The following is a 2,942-nucleotide window of genomic DNA, read 5'->3' on the forward strand; positions in this document are numbered from 1 at the left end:
GTTGGAACACCCATCAAGTGATAGCTCACCGCGCTGAACCAATCGAGGTTCGGGAACATGTTCTTCACTTCTTTCATCACTGCTTCTAAACGTTCAGCAATAAGGTACATTTTGGTGTTCTCTTGAGCATCTGCAAGATCACGCGCCACTTTCTTGATCACTTCGTTACGTGGATCAGAGATGGTATAAACAGGGTGACCAAAGCCGATGATCACTTCTTTTTTCTCTACGCGGCTACGGATGTCTGCTTCTGCTTCGTCAGCGTTGTCATAACGTTGTTGAATCACAAATGCAACTTCGTTCGCCCCACCATGTTTTGGACCACGCAACGCACCAATACCACCTGTAATTGCTGAATACATGTCTGAACCTGTACCTGCAACAACACGTGAAGTAAATGTAGAAGCGTTGAATTCATGCTCTGCATACAGAATCAAAGAGGTATGCATGGCTTGAATCCATTCTTCAGATGGCGCTTCGCCATGAAGTAAATGGAGAAAATGCGCAGCGATTGAGTCATCATTCGTTTCAACTTCGATACGACGACCGTTGTTGCTGAAGTGGTACCAATACAACAACATTGAACCCAAGCTTGCCATCAATTTATCAGCGATGTCCTTTGCACCTGCTTCATTGTGGTCTTCATGTTCAGGGGTTAAACAACCTAAAACTGAAACGCCCGTACGCATCACGTCCATTGGGTGTGCAGACGGTGGCAGTTGCTCAAGTGCAGTTTTTAATGCTGCGGGTAAGCCACGCAGTGCTTTCAGTTTTGCTTTATAGGCTTTCAACTCAGCTTTGTTTGGCAGTTTGCCATGTACAAGCAAGTGCGCAACTTCTTCAAATTCGCTACCCACTGCAAGGTCTAGAATGTCATAACCACGGTAGTGCAAGTCATTTCCACTACGACCTACGGTACAAAGTGCTGTGTTACCTGCAACTTGACCACTTAACGCAACTGATTTTTTTGGCTTGAAGCCTGTTGGAGTTTCATTAGAGCTCATAAGATTGTCCTTTTTAAGGTGTTTATGTGTTTGCACTTTTACCCCCTCTAAATCTCCCCCTTATAAGGGGGAGACTTTCACGAAATCAAAATGTGATCTGATTGGTGAGGTTCCTCCCCTTTTTTTAAGGGGAGGTTAGGAGGGGTAAATTTCAGAGATTATTTATTCTTCGCAAAAGTTCCATCAAGATACTGTTCAAACGCATGGTAGTTAATGCGCTCATACAATTCTTGACGGGTTTGCATGGTGTCAACAACGTTCTTCTGTGTGCCTTCTTGACGCAGAGTCTCATACACATTTTCCGCTGCTTTGTTCATCGCGCGGAATGCTGAAAGTGGATATAACGCAATGCTCACATCCGCAGAAGCCAATTCTTCAGTGGTAAATAATGGCGTAGAACCAAATTCAGTAATGTTCGCTAATACTGGAACTTTGGTCAGATCAGCAAACTGCTTGTACATTGCCAATTCAGTGATCGCTTCAGGGAATAACATATCCGCACCTGCTTCAATGTAAGCACCTGCACGATCAATCGCTGCTTGTAAACCTTCAACCGCTAAAGCATCGGTACGTGCCATGATCACAAAGTTTTCATCAGTACGCGCATCAACCGCAGCTTTAATACGATCCACCATTTCTTGTTGCGTCACGATGGCTTTGTTAGGACGGTGTCCACAACGTTTAGCACCAACTTGGTCTTCAATGTGCATTGCCGCTGCGCCGAACTTAATCATTGATTTAGTGGTACGTGCGATATTAAACGCGGAAGCACCAAAACCTGTATCCACATCAACCAATAAGGGTAGATCACAGACATCGGTAATACGGCGTACATCGGTCAATACATCATCAAGGTTGCTAATCCCCAAGTCAGGTAAACCCAAAGAACCTGCGGCAACACCACCGCCCGACAAATAGATCGCCTTGTAGCCTGCACGCTTTGCTAACAATGCATGATTGGCGTTGATCGCACCGACCACTTGTAATGGTTTTTCATTTGCGACCGCGTCGCGGAATAACTGACCAGCAGATTTAGCCATGTTGATGTTCTCCTTGGGTTTGCAGCAATGTTTGCTCAACAATTTTGTAGGATGCATTGATGTGACGATGCATCAGCATTTCAGCAAGCTCACCATCACCCTCTGCAATCGCATCTAAAATGCGGATATGTTCATCCCAAGCTTTGCTTGGTCGATCTGGGGTATTTGAAAATTGAATTCGATACATACGGATGAGGTGATACAGCTCATCACATAACATTTTTTCGAGGGTTTTATTGCCACTGCTTTTGATAATGCAGTAATGGAAATCGTCTTGACCTTCTTGCAGATAGTAGCCCTTACCTGCTTTAAAATTTTCATCTTCAGCATGCATTCGCAGTACATCACGCAATGCTAAAATTTGTTTTTTATCAATATGCTGTGCAGCCAACTTACAAGCTAAGCCTTCAAGTGAAGCACGAATTTGGTAAAGTTCTTGAAACTGCTGTAGTGACAGTGACACCACGCGTGCACCGACATGGGCCGTACGCTCAACCAATCGCTGTCCTTCCAGACGATGGATCGCCTCACGTAAAGGACCACGACTAATCCCATAAATACGTGCTAACTCAGGCTCAGAAATTTTGCTGCCCGCAGGAATTTGTCCTAACACGATTGCTGATTGAATTTGCTTAAATACATGTTCCGTCAGGGTAATACTCTGACTTGTGCTGATGGCTTGAGGAACAAGGGTATCTTGCATATTGTCGACAATCTCTACAGTTTTGATGATTTTATAACGAGATAGAAGAAAAAATGCAATAGGATTGTCGACAATGAAATAGACTGACCCAGTCAATACTATTCGATTGCCTCACAATAGAATGTTTTGAAAAAGTACTAAAAATATAAAATAATTATATATAAAACATATTCTTAATAAAATTTAAGTACTTTA

The 2,942-nt window shown here is 43.3% G+C and carries 3 protein-coding genes; all 3 read right to left on the reverse strand.

Annotated elements, in window-relative coordinates; all coding sequences use genetic code 11:
• The coding region (gene prpC / locus B4H32_RS10975) for a bifunctional 2-methylcitrate synthase/citrate synthase (RefSeq protein ID WP_286803066.1) at positions 1–1,004 on the reverse strand (1,004 nt) is incomplete at its 3' end.
• A gap of 158 nt (positions 1,005–1,162) precedes the next feature.
• Positions 1,163–2,044, reverse strand: a complete 882-nt coding sequence (prpB, locus tag B4H32_RS10980) for a methylisocitrate lyase (RefSeq protein WP_004680108.1) — start codon at positions 2,042–2,044, stop codon at positions 1,163–1,165.
• Positions 2,037–2,747, reverse strand: coding sequence for a GntR family transcriptional regulator (locus tag B4H32_RS10985; RefSeq protein WP_004665303.1), 711 nt, complete (start codon positions 2,745–2,747; stop codon positions 2,037–2,039). Before B4H32_RS10985 ends, prpB begins: the two co-directional genes overlap by 8 nt.
• Positions 2,748–2,942: the final 195 nt, after the last annotated feature.

The organism is Acinetobacter sp. UBA2063, from assembly GCF_002333245.1.
Lineage (GTDB): Bacteria > Pseudomonadota > Gammaproteobacteria > Pseudomonadales > Moraxellaceae > Acinetobacter > Acinetobacter parvus.